This window comes from Pseudomonas sp. PVC-3-1 (assembly GCF_057444315.1).
Genome location: NZ_CM172023.1, coordinates 4,251,552 through 4,269,384 on the forward strand (window position 1 = coordinate 4,251,552; position 17,833 = coordinate 4,269,384).

16 protein-coding genes are annotated in these 17,833 nt (G+C 60.8%); 6 read left to right on the forward strand and 10 right to left on the reverse strand.

Translation table 11 applies throughout. The annotated features are described in order from the left end of the window. Positions 1–4 precede the first annotated feature (4 nt). The 3 genes from AC2T4A_RS19690 to AC2T4A_RS19700 form a co-directional block, all read right to left on the reverse strand. Positions 5–1,108, reverse strand: coding sequence for an AI-2E family transporter (locus tag AC2T4A_RS19690; protein ID WP_486741582.1), 1,104 nt, complete (start codon positions 1,106–1,108; stop codon positions 5–7). An 11-nt stretch (positions 1,109–1,119) separates the two neighbouring features. Beyond that, complete coding sequence (locus tag AC2T4A_RS19695; protein WP_486741583.1) at positions 1,120–2,982, reverse strand: monovalent cation:proton antiporter-2 (CPA2) family protein; 1,863 nt, start codon at positions 2,980–2,982, stop codon at positions 1,120–1,122. Between the two features lie 318 nt (positions 2,983–3,300). Further along, positions 3,301–4,029 carry a hypothetical protein gene (locus AC2T4A_RS19700; protein WP_486741584.1) on the reverse strand — a complete coding sequence of 243 codons (729 nt, stop codon included), beginning with the start codon at positions 4,027–4,029 and terminating at the stop codon, positions 3,301–3,303. Between the two features lie 1,183 nt (positions 4,030–5,212). On the opposite strand from AC2T4A_RS19700, the gene AC2T4A_RS19705 reads away from it, so the two are divergent. Further along, positions 5,213–6,363, forward strand: a protein-coding gene (locus tag AC2T4A_RS19705) for an IS3 family transposase (RefSeq protein ID WP_156160533.1) whose coding sequence is annotated in 2 segments (ribosomal slippage) — positions 5,213–5,456 and positions 5,456–6,363 — 1,152 coding nt in all. Because the reading frame shifts where the segments join, the coding sequence is not laid out codon by codon here. 54 nt (positions 6,364–6,417) lie between these two features. Continuing rightward, positions 6,418–6,483 (forward strand): hypothetical protein, encoded by a 66-nt coding sequence (locus AC2T4A_RS19710; protein WP_486743701.1) that lies wholly within the window; start codon positions 6,418–6,420, stop codon positions 6,481–6,483. A gap of 690 nt (positions 6,484–7,173) precedes the next feature. Here the strand turns inward: AC2T4A_RS19710 and AC2T4A_RS19715 are convergent. The 5 genes from AC2T4A_RS19715 to AC2T4A_RS19735 form a co-directional block, all read right to left on the reverse strand. Beyond that, entirely contained in the window at positions 7,174–7,767 is a 594-nt protein-coding gene (locus tag AC2T4A_RS19715; protein WP_045217849.1) for a hypothetical protein, read from the reverse strand. A gap of 364 nt (positions 7,768–8,131) precedes the next feature. Continuing rightward, a complete protein-coding gene (locus AC2T4A_RS19720) occupies positions 8,132–8,962 on the reverse strand; it encodes an alpha/beta fold hydrolase (protein ID WP_045217888.1) in 831 nt (276 codons plus the stop codon). A 338-nt stretch (positions 8,963–9,300) separates the two neighbouring features. After that, a complete protein-coding gene (locus AC2T4A_RS19725; protein WP_045217889.1) occupies positions 9,301–9,990 on the reverse strand; it encodes a type 1 glutamine amidotransferase domain-containing protein in 690 nt (229 codons plus the stop codon). A gap of 6 nt (positions 9,991–9,996) precedes the next feature. Continuing rightward, on the reverse strand, positions 9,997–10,941 hold the full coding sequence (locus AC2T4A_RS19730; protein WP_045217890.1) for an NAD-dependent epimerase/dehydratase family protein: 945 nt from the start codon (positions 10,939–10,941) through the stop codon (positions 9,997–9,999). A 36-nt stretch (positions 10,942–10,977) separates the two neighbouring features. Then, on the reverse strand, positions 10,978–11,982 hold the full coding sequence (locus AC2T4A_RS19735; protein ID WP_486741585.1) for an acetoacetate decarboxylase (ADC): 1,005 nt from the start codon (positions 11,980–11,982) through the stop codon (positions 10,978–10,980). 420 nt (positions 11,983–12,402) lie between these two features. Here AC2T4A_RS19735 and AC2T4A_RS19740 point away from each other — a divergent pair, with 420 nt between their 5' ends. Together AC2T4A_RS19740 and chrA are read left to right on the forward strand one after the other, a co-directional pair. Then, entirely contained in the window at positions 12,403–13,341 is a 939-nt protein-coding gene (locus AC2T4A_RS19740) for a chromate resistance protein ChrB domain-containing protein (RefSeq protein WP_082085934.1), read from the forward strand. Further along, positions 13,334–14,707: a chromate efflux transporter gene (chrA, locus tag AC2T4A_RS19745; RefSeq protein WP_045217876.1), complete on the forward strand. Its 1,374-nt coding sequence runs from the start codon at positions 13,334–13,336 to the stop codon at positions 14,705–14,707. The genes AC2T4A_RS19740 and chrA overlap by 8 nt, the downstream gene beginning before the upstream one ends. A 132-nt stretch (positions 14,708–14,839) precedes the next feature. Here chrA and AC2T4A_RS19750 read toward each other — a convergent pair whose 3' ends face one another. Together AC2T4A_RS19750 and AC2T4A_RS19755 are read right to left on the reverse strand one after the other, a co-directional pair. Further along, on the reverse strand, positions 14,840–15,394 hold the full coding sequence (locus AC2T4A_RS19750) for a cytochrome b (protein WP_082085935.1): 555 nt from the start codon (positions 15,392–15,394) through the stop codon (positions 14,840–14,842). Beyond that, on the reverse strand, positions 15,391–16,455 hold the full coding sequence (locus tag AC2T4A_RS19755; RefSeq protein ID WP_045217877.1) for a catalase family peroxidase: 1,065 nt from the start codon (positions 16,453–16,455) through the stop codon (positions 15,391–15,393). Before AC2T4A_RS19755 ends, AC2T4A_RS19750 begins: the two co-directional genes overlap by 4 nt. Before the next feature lie 280 nt (positions 16,456–16,735). On the opposite strand from AC2T4A_RS19755, the gene AC2T4A_RS19760 reads away from it, so the two are divergent. Together AC2T4A_RS19760 and AC2T4A_RS19765 are read left to right on the forward strand one after the other, a co-directional pair. Further along, positions 16,736–17,278 carry a chalcone isomerase family protein gene (locus tag AC2T4A_RS19760; RefSeq protein WP_082085936.1) on the forward strand — a complete coding sequence of 181 codons (543 nt, stop codon included), beginning with the start codon at positions 16,736–16,738 and terminating at the stop codon, positions 17,276–17,278. Beyond that, positions 17,275–17,829, forward strand: a complete 555-nt coding sequence (locus tag AC2T4A_RS19765; RefSeq protein WP_045217878.1) for a DUF3833 domain-containing protein — start codon at positions 17,275–17,277, stop codon at positions 17,827–17,829. The genes AC2T4A_RS19760 and AC2T4A_RS19765 overlap by 4 nt, the downstream gene beginning before the upstream one ends. Positions 17,830–17,833: the final 4 nt, after the last annotated feature.

The window sequence follows — 17,833 nt, forward strand, 5'->3', positions numbered from 1 at the left end:
TGGGTCATTCGGCCGGATTGGCGGGTTTGTCCAGCTTCGGCACCTGCTGGTCGACCCATTGCCAGAACAGCTTGTAGGTCACGGCGAGGATCACCGGGCCGATGAATAGGCCGATGATGCCCTTGACCACCATGCCGCCCAGGGCGCCGATCAGCACCACCGGCATCGGCACGTCGACGCCTCGGCCCAGCAGCAGTGGCTTGAGCACGTTGTCGGCGAGGCCGGCGACGAAGATATAGATGGCGAACACAATGGTGGTGCCAGTGAAGCCTTCGGTGCTCAGCACATAGATGATCACCGGCAGCGTGACCAGGCTCGCCGGTGCCTGGGCGATACCCAGCACCAGCACGATCAGCGCCAGGATGCCCGCTCCCGGCACCCCCTTGAGCACGAAGCCCAGGCCGATCAGCAGCATCTGGATGAAGGCGATGCCAATCACCCCGAGGGCGACCGCGCGGATGGTGGCGGTGCACAGTGCGGCAATGTGCAGGCCGCGTTCGGCGCCGGAAATCCGCAGGGCGATACGCTGCGCGGCAATGGTGCCCATCTCGCCGAAAGCCATGATGATGCCGGAGATGATGATGGCGCCGATGAACAGCAGGAAGGCGCCGCCAGCGCTGGCGGCAGCGCTCAGCAGCACACGTCCGGCGTCCTTGATGTTGGGCATCAGGCCGCGCAGCACGTCGCTCAGGCTGGTGGAGGCGGCCAGCCAGAAGTCATAGACGCGTGGCCCGATCAACGGCCAGTCGGCCACCGAAGGAGAGGGGGCCGGCACGCTCAAGGTGCCGCTCTTGAGAATGGCCCCGACGCTGTCGACGGAGTCGGCGATGGACGTTGCCATCAGGTAGATCGGGGCGATCAGGACCAGGAGCACGAACACTACGATCAGGGTGGCAGCGTGGCCGTCCTTCAATCCGGTGTGTGCCTTCACCCAGCGCAGCACCGGATAGAGGGTGACTGCGAGGATCACCGACCAGAGCATCAGCTCCAGGAACGGCTGGAACACCTCGAAGGAAAAGATCACCAGGGCGGCCACCAGGCCCGCCTTGATGAGTATGTCGAGCATGCCCTGGTAGAGGGCGCCGTCGAGCTTGAATCCGGGTTGCATGGCCTTTCTCCTCAGGCAGGACGTTCATTGCGCCGCTCGGCGGTTGGCCGGGCGGGTTCGGATGATTCTTCGGATAATTGAGCGGGCGTTTGGCCAGTAACCTCTTCGGCCGCGCGCTGGCTGACGCCGGCCAGACCTGCACCGTCGTCGAAACGTCCGCCGGGTTCGTCGTTGCGACCCTGACGATGCAGTTCCAGCAGCGACTGCACTTCCTGCTGCTGATAACCGCGTACCCAGGCCGTGGCCTGTTCCTCGCTCATGCCCAGCTCGATGAAGGCGCGACGCCCCATTTCCAGACTGGAATGGAAGGTTTCACGCACCGGATTCGCACCCCGCTCAAGCAGCTGCAGAACCTGCTGGCGGTTGAGCGCGCGGGCGATCACCCGGGTCTTCGGGTAAAGGCGGGAGAGGGCGTCCACGGTGTCCAGGTTGATCTGCGGGTCGTCGGTGGCGACTATCACCAGCTCGGCCTCGCCGACCTTGGCGGCGTGAAGGATCTCCGGGCGTGTCGGGTCACCGTAGTAGACCGCTACCCGGCCTTCCTTGCGCTGACGCACCAGGGCATCCATCGAGGTATCCAGCGCAACCACCGGCACGCCCTGGGCCTGCAGCAGGTTGGCGACCACCCGGCCCATGCGGCCCATGCCGGCAATCACCACGCGAGGCTCGCCGCTCACCTGCGGCGGGCCATCGGGCACTGCCTTGTCCGACGCTTCGTCGCGCAGCAGGCGGGCCAGCGCCATCATCACCAGCGGTACCACGGCCATCGACAGGGTGATGACCAGCACCAGAATGTCGTGGACCTTCTGCTCCAGCAGTCGGTGATCCAGCGCCAGTTTGAACACCACGAAGGCGAATTCGCCGCCCGAGGCCAGCACAATGCCCAGGCAGATCGCCTCGGAGCGTTGCAGCCCACCCGTGAAACGGCCCAGCCCGAACAACAGCGGCAGCTTGACGCCCACCAGCAGCACCGTCAGGCCCAGCACCAGCAGTGGCGCGCTGACCAGCAGGCTGAGGTCGGCGGTCATGCCCACGCCTACGAAGAACAGGCCGAGCAGCAGGCCCTTTAGCGGTTCGATCTGGGATTCCAGCTCATGGCGGAACTGCGACTCGGCCATCAGCATGCCGGCCAGGAAGGCGCCGAGCGCCATGGAGACGCCGACGTGCTCCATGATCCAGGCGGTGCCCAGCACCACCAGCAGCGCGGTGGCGGTGGACAACTCGCGTAGCCCCGAGCCCATCGCCCAGGTGAACACCGGGCGCAACAGATAACGCCCTCCGATGACCACCACGCCAATGCCGACGGCCACCGTCAGCAGGGGGCGGATACCTTCATTGGACGGGTCACCGCTGCCTGCCAGCAGCGGCACCACGGCGATCAGGGGGATGGCAGCGATGTCCTGGAACAGCAGAATGCCTACGGCCAACCGGCCATGGGGCTTGCCCAGGTCCTTGCGCTCGGCCAGTACCTGCAGGCCGAACGCGGTGGAAGAGAGCGCCAGGCCCACGCCCAGCACCACGGCCGCCGCCGGGGACTGATCGAACAGCAGGAACGCCATCATGCCCAGAGCCAGCGCCGTCAGCCCCACCTGCAGTGATCCCACGCCAAACAGCGAGCGGCGCATCATCCACAGGCGGCGCGGGGAAAGCTCCAGGCCGATGATGAACAGCAGCATCACCACGCCCATCTCTGACAGGCGGCTGACGTTTTCCGGATGGCTGACCAGGCCCAGTACGGACGGGCCGATCAGGATGCCGGCCAACAGATATCCCGGCACGGCGCCCAGCTTCAGGCGTTGCGCCAGGGGTACGAGAATGACGACCGTCAGCAGGAAGATTACCGTCGCCTGCAGCAGGCTTCCGTCATGTGGCATTCAACAGCCCTCTTGTGGTTCCTTGCGGGCTCCTCGCCCGATCGAGACTTCCGGTGGTCCTTCCACCGGGCGCTTCCTGGCTTCCACATCACCCTTGCTCCCAGGGCTTCTTGAAGGAAAGAGAGCAGGGGGCTTACCTGTTGCTGCGCCGCTCAGGCACCGCGCTTCGCCGAGGAACGTCCTGCAGGACGCTCTCGCGGGGTAGTGATAGGCGTGAATTGAGTATGGGTGATTCGTGGATTTTTGCCGGCCGGCGAGCTTAAGTCCGGATCACCTGTCGCGAAATACAACTCCAGCACTTTCAAAGACTTACGAGGGCTAGAGTTTCCAGATGGGGCCGTAGGAGCCAAAGCAGGCGTTCGATAGCGCCTGCGGACGGACGCCGTGGGTTTCGTAGGCACCGTATTCGTTGATTTCCAGCGTCAGCTGCGGGGTGAGTTCCTTGCCACTTTTCAGGCGAACACTGTCGAACACCTGCAGCTTCTTGCCGGTGTTGACCACACTGGTTTCCATCCACGCATCGGGCGTGCTGGCTTCATCCAGGCGTGCCAGCAGCGCGTTGTAGAGCGGCAAATGGCGGCCATCGGGAGCCTTGCAGTCGATGTTGATCTTCTTCACCAGGGCCTCGGCCTCGGCGGAGCTGAAATACAGGCGGGCGCCGAAATTACGCTGCAACCGGTCGACATAGGAACCCTGACCGTCGTCCCTGGCCGCAGTGGCGAGCGGTTGCGGGGAGATATCCGCCAGGCAGGATTGCCGGCTCTTGTAGAACGTGTGCGAAACCCTGATCCCTGTGGGCTTGTAGATCGCGGAAGTGATCAACACATCGCCATTGGCGCTCAGGTGGTCACCATCGGCAACGTAATCACCGCCGTTTCCCCAGACGCCATCGGGCAGCCCGTTGGGCCACTCGACACAGGTGGGCTGTGAAGTATCGCGACGAAGCTCGTAAATACGTCCTTGAAGGAACGTACCGGAGGTATCGGCAAGAACGAGGAACGATGTCAGTGACAGGCAGGATGCGAGGAACAGTCGAGTCCGATTCAAGAAACGCCTCCTAATGGCCCATCGGAGTTTCGCCCAGCGATTCGCACAGAAGAATAGCCGGGCTCTGGGCAAATGCTGTTCGAAGATTGGAGGCTGACTTGGAGAGGATGCTTCTGAGGTTTTGCCAGTTGGGTAATGGCGGAGGGGGTGGAGGGGGAATTGGTGAGAAGGATGAAGAAATCCTGGATAGCTGCTCGAGGGGCTACCTGGGTCTATATGTAATTTAACATAATATACATTATGCGAAGCCTAGGGGATTTCTCTGCGCAGAAAGCTGTCGTATTCAGTTAAATATGCGAAAAATCACTTAAAAACTATAAAGCCTTTTCTATCAGTGGCTTATGAAAGCTATTTCGCCTAGAGCTACAAGGTTTTCTAGCTTTTACCTGATCACCTATGGCCAGTTTGTCATCCTCATCTCACGGCTGTAGTCGTGCTGCAGTTCCACTGCTGGCGGCAAAAGTTCCACTGCTGGCGGCAAACGTCGGACCATCAATTCCTCGGAAGTGATCAATCTACGAACTACGGAATTAAAGAGCTAAACCACGAGATAGCGCCCTTGTACAGCTTTAGTGTGGACGACGCCACAGCGCCGCTCTCCGACTCCAGGCCTCGACCCAACCCGTCACGGCGATTGCCCGAAGCTCAAGCGCCGCGGCTGGCCTTCACAGTTCTCCGCGAAAGACCGTGTTGGCCTTGAGCCTTGGGTACAGAGCGCGAGCGAGAACGCGCCTTATGGCTCAAGGTAAAAGCCCTTCCGGTCCTACTGGGGAAATGCGCTGGAAGGAGCTTTGCTATCGGCTAGCTGATCGTCGGCTCGAGCCGCTGATTGCGACACGGGCTGATGTCAAATGAGCCCTATAGAGCTACACTCTATAGGGTTCTTTTTGGAGGTGAGATGTTTACAACATTCCGGAGCTCCGAGATCGCGATGGGCTTTTCAGATGCTGATCAAGCCTTCAGAGCTTGGTCGTATGTTGAGCTTGACGCGATATATCCATGGTATTTGATTCAAGCTGGATTCAAATTCAGGGGCGTAAGGCATGTGAAAATTGGCATGCTTGGCTGTATAGCGGACCTGCGCGATTTTGTTGATAAGAGTGGACAGGACTACTGGATTGTGAATCGCCCCTAGTTTCGTAGACACCTCCAAGCCTCATAATGAGGCCCATTAGGAGGTGCCATGAGCAACCAGCGTTACCCCGAAGAATTCAAAATCGAAGCGGTCAAGCAAGTGACTGAGCGCGGCCTCCCCGTAGCCGAGGTGGCAGCGCGGTTAGGCATGTCGGTGCACAGCCTGTATGTCTGGATCAAGCGCTACAGCAAGCCCCAGGAGCAGCGGCAGCAAGAAGACGATCAGCAGGCCGAACTGCGTCGTCTGCGCGCCGAACTCAAGCGAGTGACCGAAGAGCGAGACATTCTAAAAAAGGCCGCCGCGTACTTTGCCAAGGAGTGCGGCTGAAGTACGCCGTCATCAGCAAGCTGTCGGTGGAGTACCCGGTTCGACGCCTCTGCCAGACCCTGAAAGTGCATCCCAGCGGTTACTACGCCTGGCTGGCCGAGCCGAAATCCGTGCGCGCCAAGGAAGATCAGCGCCTGCTCGGGTTGATCAAACACGCCTGGCTGGAAAGCGGTGGGGTCTACGGCTATCGCAAGATTCACGACGACCTGCGTGAGCTGGGGGAGTCCTGTGGCCGGCACCGCGTGGCTCGCCTGATGCGGGGAGAAGGGCTGCGCTCACAAACCGGCTATCGGCGGCATCCCGGCTATTATGGCGGCCGGCCGGCGGTGGCTTCGCCCAATCGCCTGGAGCGGCAGTTCAACGTCAGTGAGCCGAACAAGGTCTGGGTCACCGACATCACCTACATCCGGACCTATGAGGGCTGGTTGTACTTAGCGGTAGTGCTAGATCTGTTTTCACGCCAGGTGATCGGCTGGTCGATGAAGTCACGAATGTGCAGCGACCTGGCCATCGATGCCCTGCTGATGGCGGTGTGGCGGCGCAAGCCCAAGCAGGAAGTGATGATCCACTCCGACCAGGGTAGCCAGTTCAGCAGTTCGGACTGGCAGAGTTTCCTCAAGGCTAACAACCTAAGCAGCAGCATGAGTCGACGTGGCAACTGCCACGACAACGCGGTAGCGGAAAGCTTTTTCCAGTTGCTGAAGCGGGAGCGCATCCGACGGAAAACCTACGGCACCCGCGAAGAAGCCCGCAGTGATGTGTTCGATTACATCGAGATGTTTTATAACCCCAAACGCCGGCACAGCAGCGCTATGCAGCTATCGCCAGTGGAGTTTGAAAAGCGCTACTTCCAAAGCTTGGAGAGTGTCTAGGAAAGCCGGGGCGATTCAACTATCCAAATCAATTCAACCTCGAACCCTAACCAAATTCGAGTAAGCATTGATGCACCTAAGCAGATCACGATTCTTCGAGGGGAGTTGCTTCAGCCCTAGGTTACGTCTCGATTAGGGGCGAGGTGCTACTGCACAGGCCAAGAGGCTAGCCTGCAGGATGCGTGTAAATGAGAGTGCGTTTTGAGTCGTTTTCCGCCGCTGCTGACAGGGGCTATGGTTACAAGCAGGGTTAACTGAAGTGATAACGAGGAGCGCGTGATGTCTCGGAGTCGATCTACAGAGGAGGTTCGGGTTACGTTGGCTGAGCTTTCGTTTCAGGGCGAAGCGGCGGCGGTAGTGCTGGAACGGGCAGTCCTGGAGTTGCCGCCTGGGTTAGGTGGCGAGGTGATAGAGGTTATCGAGTTGCTTCGCAAGAATGCAGCGACCTTACGGTCGTTGGCAGAGCGTGTGCAGGACGGAGGCATAGCTGCATTGCAATGAATGGAGTTGAGAAACAGATGCTCACAGCGCTGCGCACGACCTCGTTCAATAATGCAGCTGTTGCAGATCGCCTTATATCACTATCGTCGGTTGTCCCGGCTTTAAGGGATGAGCTACGAGCGATGGCTAGCCAGCTTGAGCGGGACGCCGACACGTTAGAGGTATTCGTGAAAGAAATTCATGAGGGGAGGATTGTCCGGTCTCCTTGATTGCAATGACTGCTATGGGGCGGTAGCTGCCCCCCGCCAGGAGCAGCAATCGAACCTTAGTGGAAACTCAAAGCTAGGTGCAGGCCAGCATTTGGAAGGATCAGTTGGCGTTGGGCAGCTCGAACCGTTCTACGCAGCGATGCATTTTTTCTTGAATCTCAGGCGAGTCGTCATCCACCGGTTTGCAGTGCAGGATCGTCAAGGCGTTCTCGCCTTCTGATACCTGCAGATCATCCCCTGGAGCAAGGTAAGTGCTGAACGCCTCCTTCCCATTGGCCCAGCTTGCAACTATTCGTGGATTCCCCCGAGTGACTTCTTTCATTTCGTCATCTGGGCGCTCTATCTTTTGCGAATCTATGCTGATGTGCACCCCTGATAGCGAGCATTGAATCGGATCGCCCTGCGCCATCCCATACATCTGGCCAAACACATACAGATTTCGCTCACGTTCCAGCCTCTGCAGAGCGTGCACGTGACGCGTCCAATTCGCCTTAAGCCACTTGGCCCGGTCGTCTTGAATAGGCGCAGTTGGCCAAATCTGCTCCTGGATGTTCCAGATGGCCACCGACGACACCCGCAACGTGCGAAGCTCCGGGATGCACTCGATGGAGAAGAACTCGTAAAGCTCATCGGCATTGGTGGCTGTCGCAAATGAGCAGGCCAATGTCATCGCCAACCACTTATTGGTCTTCAATTGTCATCCTCCCTGAATGAGCTTTCCGCTATCGGAGCCGACCAACGTCCTCGATGCCACTCTCGTGGGCGTTGCAATCCTAGTGCACGTCTTTGGTCGAGCCCAGGAAGTACTAGGAATTATCTCTGCGCTGGCAGCCGGATGGTGTTTTTGATAGTCCGCTTTGGGTCGGTAGCCGCCCTCGCCAGCGGCAGAAATTGGCCAGAAGCGAACGAATGGGGCTGAGATTGCGGTCCTCGCACTCGTGGAGCAATGTTCGGGTTAAAGGCACTGACGTTCGCCCCGACGGCTAATTAAACGGAACGCCATGCCGTCGCGCCCATGGAAAGGAAGGGAGCCAGAAATACCTGGCTCCCTGGCGCGGTTAGCCGCGAATGAACGCCAGCAAGTCTGCGTTGATTGTCTCAGCTTCGGTGGTTGGCATCCCGTGGGGGAAGCCAGAATAGGTTTTGAGAGTCCCGTTCTTGAGCAACTTTGCTGAAAGCGGCCCGGAATCCTCGTAGGGTACGATCTGGTCGTCATCCCCATGCATCACCAGCACAGGAATGGTGATTCCCTTGAGATCTTCTGTGAAGTCCGTCTGCGAGAAGGCTACGATTCCGTCGTAATGGGCCTGGGCGCAGCCCATCATGCCCTGGCGCCACCAGTTCCAAATAATGCCTTCAGAGGTCTTCGCATTGGGGCGGTTGTAACCGTAAAACGGCCCGGCCGGAACGTCGTAATAGAACTGGGCGCGATTGGCCTTGAGCTGGGCCTGAAGGTCGTCAAACACCTCCTTGGGCAGGCCGCCAGGATTGCTCTGGGTCTTGACCATCAGCGGAGGAACCGCGCTGATGATCGCGGCCTTGGACACACGGTCCTCGCCGTGACGGGCGATGTAGTGGATGACCTCTCCGCCGCCGGTCGAGTGGCCCACATGTACCGCCCCCTGGCTACCAAGGTGATTGACTACCGCGGCCACGTCGTCAGCGTAGTGGTCCATGTCATGTCCATCCCACACCTGGCTCGATCGTCCATGCCCGCGGCGATCGTGAGCAACGACTCGGAAGCCGTTCGCCACGAAGAACAGCATCTGGGCGTCCCAGTCGTCGGCACTGAGCGGCCAGCCATGATGAAAGTGGATGACTGGGGCGTTCCGGGGGCCCCAATCCTTGTAGAAGATCTCGACACCATCTTTGGTCGTGACGTATCCCATGTTCGTGTCTCCGGATTATGTGTAGATCGATGAACCGGCGCCTGCACACGTGCTGTGGCCGGGAGCGTTATTCCATCCGTCGGCCGGAACGAGAGGCGAAAATCGACCCAGACTGACTCTGCAGCGATACCACTACGCCCCTTGTACTGGCTGCTCCGCAGCGTGCCGTCCGATGCACGAACGACCGCCACCATGCGGAGCCTCCTTCGCGTCAATCACAGCGGCAGCGTTACCTCCGAAATTGCGCGTCCGACTACCACGCACCGCTGTTCGGTTATTCCAGGAGCAAAACCCATCTGAGGGTTCATCGGGTCTCCAGGGCCAACAATTGGTTGTCTTCAGGCGCTCAGTACTGAAATGACCCGTTTGGCAGTGACCTTGGCTGACTGAGGGTTCTGCCCTGTCACCAGGCGGCCATCCACCACAGCCTTCGGCGTAAAGGGAACCAGCGCCTTTTCGAATCGGGCGCCACGTCGCTTCATCTCTTCCTCGGCGTTGTAAGGCACCTGTTTAGCCACCCCTGCCAGGATCTCTTCCATCCAGGTAAAGCCGGTCACGCGTCGCCCTGCGACGAGCAACGAGCCGTCCGATAGCCGAGTGTTCAAAAGGCCGCAATAGCCATGGCATACGGAGGCAACGATGCCTCCATGCTCATAGACCTCGCGGGCGAGTCGCTGCAGCCCTTCATCATCCGGATAGTCGTACATCACGGCGTGACCGCCGGTGAAGTAGATCGCATCGAAATCCTTGCCGCATAACTCTCCCGGCGAGGCGGTGTGCGAGAGCAACGCCATGCTGGCGGGGTCAGCCAACCAACGTTTAGCGGAGGCATCGGCGTTCGGCCATTTGAGTGAGCGTGGCTCCAGAGGTATTGCTCCCCCCTTGGGGCTTACCAACCGCTGCTCGTAGCCCTGGGCAGCAAAGAGGTCGTAAGCGTGAGAGAGCTCCGACAGCCACAAGCCGGTTGGCTCGTCGGGATTGTCGAAGTGAGCCACGTTGGAGACGACATGGAGAATGCGACGGGGCATGACGGTTTACCTTTCAAACGGATTCGGGCTGGATTCTGCAAAGAGCTGCTCGAGCCCTCGGCGATAAGTGGTCACCTTGAACTCCGGGAAGCGCCGCTTGAATTTCGCCGAGTCGAACAGGTTGTCGCGCTCATAGCGCGGCAGTAGCTCGCGAAGTTCGCGGACCTGCCGGGATAGCAGGCCGGCGGCTATCAAAGTCCACTTGCCGAGCACTCGATAAGAGGGCTCACGACCGACCAGTTCGGATGCCAACGCCACGATCTGTCGGTAGGTCAGGCGATCATCGTCGCAGGGCAAATGCCAGGTTTGCCCGAACGTGTCCGCGGCGTTACCCAAGGCCGCCAGCGCGCGGCTCGCGTCGGGAGTCCAGATGAGCGTGCGCCGGGTGTCGTCGCGCACCGGCACTCGCGGCGTCTGGCCCAACTTGATCTTGTCGATGACCAACGTATTGGTAATGCTCTGCGTCTTGTCAGGACCGTAGAACTCGGGGGCTCGTCCGATAACGACGGGGATTTCGCCCCGTGCCGCCTCCTGCAGGACCATCGACGCCATCGCAGCACGCACCTTGCCTTTGCGGCCTACGGGTTCGAATACGGATGCTTCGGTCAGTACACGGCCATCCTGCGGGTACATGTAGGTGTTGTCGAAATAGACGAACTTGGCCTTTGCCGCTCGGGTCGCATCCAGCGCGTTCTTGAGCATCGTTGGAAACTGCTCTTCCCACAGCCGCGTATCCGGCGGCAGGCCCGCAGTGAAGTAGACGATGCTGCTACCCTCTACCGCCCTGGCAGCCTGGCCGGCATCAAGCAGGTCGGCCGGCACCAGGGAGTCGGAGTCGTTGACCTTCTCAGGTCGGCGGCTCACAAGTCGCAGATTTGTTGTATAGGCGCGGTTAAGCTCTCGCGCCAGTTCCACCGCAATCTGGCCGGTGGCGCCCAAGATGGTCTGCATGCGATTTCCTCACTTGGCCCTGGGAACCCGCAACACTCAATCGCGCGGCAGCATCGTCTGCAGCGGTGCCGGCGCATACAAGGCACTCTGGAACTGCGGCACATACTCGTACTTCAGCATCGACCCCAGTTTCAGTGACTTGATGTAGGTCGACAGGCTGCCGTCGCTCAGGCTCAGCTTGACGGCGTCCGAACTTGTCGTGGAGGCATGGTGCAGCTGCCGGGAGACCGCATAGCCGTAGCTGAGCTCTGCCTTGTGATCGAGATTAGTGAAACTGTTGGTGACCAGTTCGACGTCCTGCGACAGATCAGCAAGCTTCGCTGTTTCCAGGGTCACGTCGACCTTGCCGGTCTGGCTATCGCTGATGCTCACCACCACCGATTTGTCCGTCTCACGATAGTCGATAGGTGTCAGCCATTTGGGCAGGTTGTAGCCGACCACGCCGCGCACTCTGGCCAGCTCGGTGTTGACCGGCAGCTTCAACACATACCCCCACAGGTCCCTGCTCATCGATTGGCTGATCAGGCTGATGGGCCCCAGGTTGCTGCGGCCTGGCTTGTTGGTGACGATGGACAAGGCAATTTTGTTGTAACTGTCGTTGTCGCAGTAGTGATAGGCGTAGGCAGTCAGCGCCACCAGACCTCGGCCAGGCCAGATCTGTAGTGGCTGCACCTGCTCCAGGACCTTGGCGGGCATCAGACCCCGGAGTCTGTCCAGATCGGCTGTGAAGACCACGGTGACCCGGCTGTTGTTGTAATAGAAATTCGGGGAATAGGACTCAAAGCCCATGTCGACCTTGGTCTTTGTCAGGGTCTTGAACCAGCTCAGGTCGATATCCGGAGCCTCCTGAGCAATCACCGAGAGTGGCGGGTTGGAGTGGTAGCGATCGTACAATCCCCCTTTCACGACAGGGATGACTTGCCCGGCAATCGTCGTGGCGGCCTGGGCGGCCGCTGGATCGGTTGGTTGTGAAGCCCAGGAAGGCACCGCTATGGCGGCGCTAAGAAGGCCACAAGCAAGGGCAAGTGAAACAGGTTTCATATCGAAGGTCTCCGCGTGTTGGGCTGGCTCCGCCAGAGGAGGCAGCATCTGTGCACCGACTCAGTTGGCGGTGTCTGTGCGGAACCCTAAGATTAAAGTTAGCTTTAAGGTCAAGGAGCCCTGAGAGTTATTAACGGCGCGATGAGAGAGAATAAGAGCGATGAATGACAAGCGTCTGGTTGGTTGGGGACCATGCAACGCTGCCAATGGGCAATCCCAATAGTCTAGAAGTGCACGTCCGCTATGGGTCGGTAGCAGCCCCTCGTCAGAGACAGCAACCTGCCAGGAGCGGACGTTCCACCACCCCTGACCCGATCCGATAACGCCCTACCACCTCGTTGCCGCACTAGGTCTCACTTTACGTACATGTGCAAACTGCTACTGTAGAGATACAAACAATTTTTGTTGTGATCTCTATAGATGAATTGGCTGCTACTGGTACTCGGATTACCTACTGCGAACGCCACCGAACGCATGCGCGCCTGGCGAGCCCTGAAAGGCTGTGGAGCTGCTGTCCTGCGCGATGGCGTCTACCTGCTACCTGATCAGGAGGCGGGACGCGCCGCGCTGGAGGCCATCGAGCGTGACGTCCTGGCCATCAACGGCACTGCCCTTCTGTTTTCTGTCCAGGAGCCTGCCGAGCGCTTTGCCGCTCTATTTGATCGCGCCGAGGAGTACATCAAGCTTCGCGAGGAAATCTCGGCGTGCCATGCCGAGATTTCTCCCGACAACGCTCTGCAAACGGCACGTCAGGTCAGGAAGCTGCGCAAGAGCTTCGGACAGATCGTTGCCATCGACTTCTTCTCAGGTGACGCAAGGGAACAGGTCGACCTGGCATTGAAAGACCTGGAAACGGCCATCAGCCGTGCCTTGTCACCCGATGAGCCAAGCGCTCGCGAGATCCCCATCGAGCGGTTAGCTTGCGCGGACTTCCAGGGCCGCCGCTGGGCAACCCGCCGCCGTCCATGGGTGGATCGGCTTGCCAGTGCCTGGTTGATTCGCAGATTCATCGATTCGGATGCGCAAATTCTCTGGCTGGAGTCGCCTGGTGATTGCCCGAACGATGCTCTGGGTTTCGATTTTGATGGTGCCACGTTCACCCACAACGGGCCGCGCGTCACCTTCGAAACACTGCAGGAGAGCTTCCAGCTAGAAGCCCCCGGACTCGGTCGTCTGGCCGGTCTGGTGCATTACCTTGACGTGGGCGGTGCCCAGCCCGCTGAAGCTTCCGGCATTGAGCGTGTACTGGCGGGGCTGCGCGAGAGCATCACTGACGATGACTTGCTCCTGCAGGCGGCTGCCGGCGTATTCGACGGTTTGCTTATCGCGTTTGCGAGTGAGGAAAAGAGTAATGGCTGAAACACACCTGGACGCGACCGATACCACCGCGAATCACGCCAGGCCGGTTGGACTGTTATCCGCCTTCCTTTTCTGGCTCAAGCTCGGGTTCATCAGCTTCGGCGGCCCCGCCGGGCAGATTTCGATCATGCACCAGGAGCTAGTCGAGCGGCGGCGCTGGATCAGCGAGCGGCGCTTCCTGCATGCACTCAACTACTGCATGTTGTTGCCTGGCCCCGAGGCTCAGCAGTTGGCCACCTACATCGGCTGGCTGATGCACCGCACCTGGGGCGGAGTGATAGCGGGCGCGCTGTTCGTGCTGCCATCGCTGTTCATCCTGATCGGTCTCTCGTGGGTGTACATCGCCTTCGGCGAAGTACCGGTCGTGGCCGGCCTCTTCTACGGCATCAAACCAGCAGTGACCGCCATTGTCGTCCACGCCGCCCACCGTATTGGTTCACGCGCGTTGAAAAATGGCTGGTTGTGGTCCATCGCTGCAGCCTCCTTTGTCGCGATCTTTGCGCTGAACGTCCCCTTCCCACTGATCGTCCTGGGAGCTGCCCTCCTCGGTTACATGGGTGGTCGATTACTGCCAACCAAGTTCGTTATCGGCGGGGGGCACCAGGCAGGCAAAGCCGGCTACGGACCCGCCCTGATCGATGACGACACCCCTACTCCCGATCACGCACGGTTCCGTTGGGCACGCCTGCTGCAACTGCTGCTGGTCGGCGCGGCCCTATGGCTGCTGCCGATGGGGCTGCTGACGGCCACTTTCGGCTGGCACGGGACACTCACGCAGATGGGCTGGTTCTTCACCAAGGCGGCACTGCTCACCTTTGGTGGCGCCTACGCTGTGTTGCCTTATGTCTATCAGGGCGCAGTCGGTCACTACGGCTGGCTGTCTCCAACCCAGATGATCGACGGCCTGGCCCTGGGCGAAACCACACCGGGGCCACTGATCATGGTGGTGGCTTTCGTAGGCTTCGTGGGGGGCTACGTCCAGCCGATGTTCGGCGCCGACCATCCATTCCTGGCAGGCGCTGTCGCGGCAAGCCTCGTCACCTGGTTCACCTTCCTGCCATCGTTCCTGTTCATCCTCGCCGGCGGGCCGCTGGTGGAGTCGACGCACAACGAACTGAAGTTCACGGCGCCGCTCACCGGTATCACCGCTGCGGTGGTGGGTGTGATCCTGAACCTGGCACTGTTCTTCGGCTACCACGTGCTCTGGCCCACCGGGTTCGAGGGGCATTTTGACTGGCCCTCGGCGCTGATCGCCCTGGCAGCCGCAATCGCCCTGTTCCGCTACAAGCGGGGTGTGATTCAGGTACTGATAGCCTGCGCCCTTACGGGGCTGACCGTGCATATGTTCAGGGCTGGACAGGCATGACGCCCGGCGAATACCGCAGCCAGCAGGTCCATTGAAGGCGGCTGCCGGCAATCAGCTGTCGGCTTCGCCTCAGTTCGATAGCGGACGACCTCCCGCGCCGGGATTGCTGGCCGACAGACGTGCTGGCGCTGCTCAGCTGTCGCACGCCTTGCTGGAGCGAACCCGCCACATGCTCTGCCAGACACCGTCGCGATGCAGCAGCGCATGAACCAGCGCGGCGCCGGCATGCGCAAGGATCAAGGCGAAGAGACCGTAGGCTATCCAGCTGTGGGCGAAGCGGAGCAGGCCATAAAGGTCCGCATTGGCATCGACCAGCGGCGGCACGTGCCAGCCCGCCAAGCGCAGCGGATAACCCGCGGCGCCTTGCATGGCCCAGCCGACCAAGGGTTGCGCAATCAGCAGACCATACAGCGCAAGGTGTACCAGGCCGGCCAGGTGACGCTGCCAGGTATTCACGGATGCCGGCAGGGCCGGACGCGCCGTGACGCTGCGCACGAGCAGGCGGACGAGCAGAAGCACCAGCAAGGCCAACCCGATCTGTTTGTGCCACGCCACCAGTTGGGGCTGGCTGCCGCCGACGCTGGCAACCATCGCAACGCCGATGAACAACATGGCAATCACCAGCAAAGCCATCAAGCCATGCAGCAGGCGAAGCAGCGGATGGAAGGAATCGACAGGCGCTTTCACGGTTGATCTCCCGGCTGCTGGCTGGCGGGCTGACCTTCGAAGGTCCGGCGCCGATAGGACTGTGCATAGGCCGATGAGCGTGCGCGCAGGATGGCGTCGCCGCTGGGCTCCACGCCATCGGGCAGGATCAGCGGGTCGAAATTGAAGCCGTAGCAGTCGCCTTCCAGCTGTGCGCGCGCCTGCTCAATCACCAGGTTTCCGGCTTCCAACTGCGTGCGCTCGGCAGGCCACGCATGGGTCGGATCGTTCACCGCATCACCGCTGTCCGCCAGGGTGAATCGCCACGTCCAGCGCAGCGGGCCGGACTTCAGACGCTGCAGCAGGTCCTGCTGCAAGGCATCGTCAGCCACGCCCTGAGAGCCGAGTGGCGTAGCGGCCAGTTGCGGCACCATCGACCATCGCACCGCATGGCGCTGACCTTGCGCATCGACTAGGACGAAGGCGTTGATGCTGTTGTACGCCGTGCTGGCGAAGCTGTCGCTCGGCCGGTACGCGGCCGCCCAGGCACGAAACTCGGCGCTTTCGGGGTGTGCATCGAAGAATTGCTTGACCCGCACGGGGTCGTTTTTGCCTGTCCCCGGGTCCGGCCGCATGGCACCCAGTTGCTCGTAGAAATCCTCCGGCGTGCGTACCGCGAGCACCGGCGGATTGTTCATCGCCATGCGCCACTGCTGGCCATCGGGCTGGCGCAGCAGGAGCGCCATGCTGCGCACAGGTACGCTGGTGTCCGCGGCATGGGGATTTCCCGCGCCTACCGAGAGCCGCCCCAGCACCGGTACCCGCCCTGCTCGCAGCAGCGCTGCCCGCGACAGCGGCGCCACGTCGCCGCTCACTTCGAGATAGCCGCTAAAGCAGATCCCACGCGGATGGGCGCGGCGGTATCCGGGGTGGACGCCGGCGTTGGCCTCCATCCGATCGATCAGTTGAGCGCTGGTGAGGCGGTCGGCTCCAAGCCAGCCGGCGCTCCAGGCGAACAGGCCGATGGCGCCGCACAGGGCGCCGGCAATGCACGCGCTGCGCAACAGGCGTTGGTTTCGGGTCAGGGACAGATCGTGGGCCATGGCGTGGTTATCGGCAGACTGGGGAATCATTGCGCGCACTGGCGGAATGAGCGAGCGCGACATTATCTATACAAAAATCAACTTATGCACACAATTCTACGCAAGAGTTGTATGCACAGGGTTCCGTCATGCCTGGTAGCAGTGCTGTGAACGTCGGTTTGGGGCGCTCGCACCCGGTGCTTACCCCTGGGGCAGAAAGCCAGAGCGGCCATTCATCCATTATCTATACATATTGTATTTTTTGTACAAATATTAAGGTCAGTATTCATAGGCCGATGTCATGCGCGTTCCGACCTGTCCCTTTTCTCTCTGTCTGGCACTCACCCTACTCTGTGGTCTGTGGGCCTCGCCGGGCAGCGCCGACTGGCGCAACGAAATCCCGGGAGCCACGCAGGTTGGTCAGGGCCAGTTCACCTGGCTCGGCTTCGTGGTGTACGAGGCGCATCTCTGGAGCGCCGGCGCACTCTCAGGCTGGGCGCAGGCCTTCGCGCTGGAGCTGGTCTATCGGCGCGCGCTGTCGCAGGACACCCTGGTGCAGGCCAGCCTCGACGAAATGCGCCGCCTGGGCAGCGACGACGAAGCCCAACTGGCGGGCTGGGCACGCGAGATGCGCCAGGCCTTCGTCGATGTGCAGCCCGGGCAACGGATCACCGGGGTCTATCTGCCCGGCGTGGGCTGCCGCTTCTATGTCGACGGCAGGCTTCGCCATGCGGTGAGCGACGCCCGCTTCGCCCGGGCGTTCTTTTCCATCTGGCTGGACCCGCGCACGCGCAATCCCGAACTGCGCCGGGACCTGCTGGGCCTGAGCGGAGAGCAACCATGAACCTCACGATGCGCCTGTTCCTGATCATCGCCAGCCTGCTGCTGGGCAGCTGCGGCAATGTCGGCGTCGAACACTATGCCAAGGAGCGCCCGAGCCTGGACCTGCCGGTATTCTTCGCCGGCCCGGTGAAAGCCTGGGGCATCTTCCAGAAACCCTCGGGCGAAGTGGTCAAGCGCTTCGCGGTGGACATCACCAGCCGCCGCGAAGGCGAGCGACTGATCCTCGATGAGCGTTTCCTCTACAGCGACGGTACGCGCCAGCAGCGCGTCTGGACCCTGACCCCCGACGGCACCGGACGCTGGCGGGGACGCGCCGCCGACGTGGTGGGCGAAGCCACCGGAGAAGTCGCCGGCAACGCACTGCGCTGGCGCTACCGCCTGAACCTGGAAGTTGACGGCACCACCTGGGAAGTGAGCTTCGACGACTGGATGTACCTCATGGACGACGACACGCTGATCAACCGCTCCAGCATGCGCAAGTTCGGTGTCGAACTCGGGCAGGTGACCTTGTTCTTCCGCCGAGAGGGCGCCGCGGATCCCAGCAGAAGCTGAGGCA